Origin of the sequence: uncultured Algibacter sp. (assembly GCF_905480415.1) — a bacterium.
GTDB lineage: Bacteria > Bacteroidota > Bacteroidia > Flavobacteriales > Flavobacteriaceae > Algibacter_B.
Genome location: NZ_CAJQQI010000072.1, coordinates 1 through 4,617, shown reverse-complemented (window position 1 = coordinate 4,617; position 4,617 = coordinate 1). Strand labels below are relative to the sequence as shown.

Annotated in this window: 2 protein-coding genes; both read right to left on the bottom strand. The window is 30.1% G+C overall.

What is annotated here, in order from left to right:
* Positions 1-1,131: 1,131 nt before the first annotated feature.
* The gene (locus QZ260_RS05635; protein ID WP_295983748.1) at positions 1,132-1,890 is read right to left on the bottom strand and encodes a hypothetical protein; all 759 of its coding nucleotides are present in this window, start codon (positions 1,888-1,890) and stop codon (positions 1,132-1,134) included.
* Positions 1,891-2,707: 817 nt separating this feature from the next.
* Positions 2,708-3,859 (bottom strand): hypothetical protein, encoded by a 1,152-nt coding sequence (locus tag QZ260_RS05630; protein WP_295983744.1) that lies wholly within the window; start codon positions 3,857-3,859, stop codon positions 2,708-2,710.
* Between the last annotated feature and the right edge of the window lie 758 nt (positions 3,860-4,617).

The window sequence follows — 4,617 nt, the reverse complement described above, 5'->3', positions numbered from 1 at the left end:
TGTTATGCTCTGAATTATAAACCACCTCAATAAAAAACTTGTCTATGGCGAAACAGTTAATGGGCATCCCTGAATTTATTTTAGAAATCTATTGTTAATGCAACTGATAAATTATTTTAGTTACGAAAAGTTATTTGACCTTTCTCTAATACTTAAAATTCTTTCTTTTCTATGTACATGTAGGTGATTATATATGGTATTTCAACATTAATATAGTTAAGAAGAATATAACCGTAATAGACAACTTATTTTTACTATATTTTCCGATAGTTTTAATTGTTAGATTCCTTCAGAGCGTACGAATGACTATCCTGTGGGTTGGTTAATAGGAAGTTTTTACCTCTGGAGAATCTATTTATAAAAAGTGTGAGGAATTTATCTTTATTTAAATTGCTGAATACTTGTCAAGACTACTACCGTATTTAAAACTCCTTACTATTATTGTGTTATGTTCTGCATTATAAACAACCTCTAACAAATAAGTTAAGATTTACAGTTAGACAGCTAAGAACAGTTTTAAAACCCCCTCCAGATATGCTTCTTGTTATTAACTACCAACCACGGAAGAATCCACATACCCAAAAGAAGTTCAGTTTTAAACTTTGTTGTAAGGTAGTCAATTAAATTGAAAATAGTTTTTTGTAAAGACTTTAGATTAGCATACTTGTCAAGGCTATGACCATATTTAAAACTTCTTACTTCTGTTATGGTTTTAAACACCACTCATCTATACAAATACGTGCTTGAACGACACTTATGAGTTAGTGGTGGAAAAATTGAAGCCTTAAAGATATATAAATGGTATATTTAACCAAATTTGTTTAATAAACAGTTGATTAATAGCAATAAAAAAAGGGTGAATTATCTTGGTTGGTTTTCACTCTTTCTTTTTATGCCTAATATTTAAATCATAGAATACTTATCAAGGCTAATTCCAGATTTAATACTTCTAATTTCGCTAACGGTGTTGTGCTTAGCATCAGAAACCACTTCAACAAAAAACTTGTCTCTAGCGCAACAATTACAACGCTGCCCATGACCAATATGGTTGTCTAAAAAGTGCCGTATTGGTTATGGCTTCCATGCCATGCGTTTATTTAGTTCTAATTAGTTAAACCAGTATATAGTCATTTAGTAATATTCTATTTCTCTTTCTAAGATATATTGTGGTTTATCATTTTTAAAGTCTATACGCTTTATCCAATTATTTTTAGTGTCCAGTTCATATTTATAAGTGTATTCACAATCTACAATCCAATCAGATTTATGTCTATTCCTCTCAATTTCATTTCCTTTATCATCATATTTAAATGTGTATCTATACTCTAAACTCCCATCCGATTTATAATAGTCCCACAGAATTTGATTCCCTTTATCATCATATACATAACTAGATTTATAATCTAAACTCCCATCAGATTCACATCTATTCCTCTCAATTTCATTCCCTTTATCATCATATACATAACTAAATTTATAATCTAGACTCCCATCCGATTTATATCTATTCCTCTCAATTTCGTTCCCTTTATCATCATATTTAAAAGAAAAATAATACGTTAAACTACGATCTGATAAATATAAGTTCATCTCAATATTATTGCCTTTACTATCATATTTAAATGTAGTTTTAGAAGATAAACTTCCATCTGATCCATAATCGTCCTGCTCAATTCTATTTCCTTTATCATCATATTTCTTATAAATTTGTGTCTTTCTAGCTCCTTTGCTAATCTCACCCAATTTATCAACCGCAACAAAAGAAAATTCTCTTACAGATTTTACATTTCCTTTTAGATTATCTTCTTCCAAGCTATTCTTTTTTTTATCAGTTGAGCAACTCAATATAAATGCAAATAACACTAAGGCTAATAAAGTTTTAGGTTTCATAATGGACACTATTAATCAGAAATTAAAGGTAATTAACTCCTTATGATTATTAGATGACGAATGTCATTTAAATCAACAAGAAATAATATAAGTTAGTATGTTTCGGGATGCCGTATTGAAACTATTTAAAACTTTGCAGAATACTTATCAAGGCTATGGCCAGGTTTAAAAGGTCTTACTTCTGTTATGGTTTTAAATACCACTCATCTACACATATTGGTATTTAAACTACACCTATTGGTTAATGACAGAAAAATTAAACCTTATAGGGATTTAATGAATACATTTAATCATTCTCTCACAAGTAGACTTTTTAGTACAATTAAAGAAAGGGTGAAGTATCATGGTTGATGTTCACTCTTTTCTTTTTACAAAATATTCAGACGAAGCGTACTTGTCATGACTATACCATATTTAAAACTTCTTCCTCGACAAATATCAATCATAGAAATCATAAAAAAAAGAGGCTCTCTCTCACAAGTAACCTCTCTCTTACAATATAATTAACTAATCAACACAAAAGTAATAGAAAAGTATTACAAAAAAAACAACTTCTAGATATATTTTCATAAACATCAAAAAATGATTATTAATAGGTTCTGCACGTTTGATGAAAAGTAAGTATAGCTCTTTTTTAGAACTTAAATCATTAAAAAAATTCAACTATAACGTTTATATAATGCTAGTTGTGTCTATAAAAAGGTAGCAAAGCAAAACTATAAAATAATAAAGTGACGCATAGTGTAAGGTTCAGGATTTAAAGATTTTTAGTCAGCAAAAAGGATAATTGCCAGAGTATAGATGATAAAAAAACCAATTATTGTTGAATGGCTTTTAAATGAGCATACACAGGATTTCCTTGTATTTTCATCTCTACTTTTCTTTCAAAAATCTTAATACCTTTTACTTCATTAAGTTTTCCGTCTGGAGCGAAAGCTTTTACACCATAAAATTCTCCATTTTCATTTATAGCTTTAACATGAATAATATTACCTGAACGGCTAATGCCTTTTACATCTAGTTTTACATTATCTTCAGTTAATGCTTTAATATCGTAAATAGTACCGTTTCTACCTATGGCTTTTACGGGTGCATATTCGTCTGTACTTTGCATTATTTTAACTGGTAATTCCGCCCCCTCTACAAATGCCTTAATATTCATAAAACTATGTTGTTTAGAGTCTTGTGTAGCTTTTACATCAAATGTATTGCCTTCAGCATCAAAAGCTTTTACATCTAGGTTTTTACCATCAGCAGTTACCGCCTTAATATTCCAGATAATTCTTTCAAAATCATTTTCATATATTCCTTTCTCTTTATTTTTTTTGGGCATTATAAAGTCATCCTCATTATCAGATGGATGCATCGCTTTAACATGTGCATGGACATTTAGGCCTTTTAATGACATCTCTCTGTCCTTCGTATTAATTTTTATTCCTTTAATATCATTAAGTTTTCCGGTAGGTGAAATAGCTTTTACACCATAGAACTTCCCCTTTTTGGTAATGACTTTCATAATAACAATATTATCAAATCTAGTCACTCCTATTACCTGCAGTTTTTCGCCTTCTGCTGTTACTGCTTTAATTTTGTACGCATTACCTTCATTACTAATAGCTACAACAGGAGTAAATTGATTTTTACTCACCAATATCTTAACGGGTAATTTCTCACCGTCCATAATAGCTTTTACATCTAATAAGTTATCTTGATCGGAGTTTTGAATGGCCTTTACGTCGAAGGGTTTTCCCGAATTATCAAAGCCTTTAATATCTATGCTTTGTCCATCTGGAAGGATGGCTTTAACATTCCAAAAAATATCCTCAACTTTTACAATTTCATCTGTTTCAGTTTTACTTGTTTTATCTTTTGAAGGACTATTATTACAGGCCGTGAATAAAAATAAAAATCCAAGAATAAATAAATTATAACAGATCGTTCTAATAAATAATTGGTTCGAATTTTTCATAATAAAAATTTTACATTTGAACTTTAAAGTTAAAAGAAGATGATATAATTTTTCATGATATTCGTCATATAAAAATAAGAAACTGAAGTTGTTAAATTTTGGTCTGTAATTGTCCAGTCACTACAAGATTTGAAATTTCTTACTTCGGTTATGGTGTTGTGTTCTGCATCACAAACAACATCTCCGTAATTAACTTAGTACTCGACAAAAAAATAACCCATTAAAACGCACTAAAACACGTTTGGAGATATGGACTAAAACTGCCAACAAATATGCCACTTTATTAAAGATGCAAAATCAAACAGAAGCACACAAAAGCATAATTATTTAAACCAACACAAGTCGCCCTCCCTAGATCTTGGGGAATCGGTATGTTGAGGGCAATCTCCTTACTTTCGGCTATTTAATGTTAGATGATGCCCTTGGATAACCCTACTATCGGCTAATTAATGTTGGATGATACCCTTCCTTCCCTTACTATCGGCTATTTAATATTTGAAGATTCCCTCCCCTCCCTTATTTGAAAATAAAAAATTTAGGGATTCCCTTACCTGAAAGTAGAAAAGTTACAAGCAATCCCTTTCATGTTTTTTTGATAGATATCAAATTCACATCCAATCGTTTCTCCATTTTATTAGTGGAAAATGAATCATTTTCCAATCCTCATCTCCACAAAATTATTTTCAACACATGTAATCAAATTTCCACAAAAAAAAAACGAACAACTCGAAAACAAATCGAAACATATGGTACCTAGG

What these genes read in the sequence shown, in the direction of transcription:
- QZ260_RS05630 (WP_295983744.1), bottom strand. Translation starts at nt 3,859, where the DNA reads ATGAAAAATTCGAACCAATTATTTATTAGAACGATCTGTTATAATTTA.
- QZ260_RS05635 (WP_295983748.1), bottom strand. Translation starts at nt 1,890, where the DNA reads ATGAAACCTAAAACTTTATTAGCCTTAGTGTTATTTGCATTTATATTG.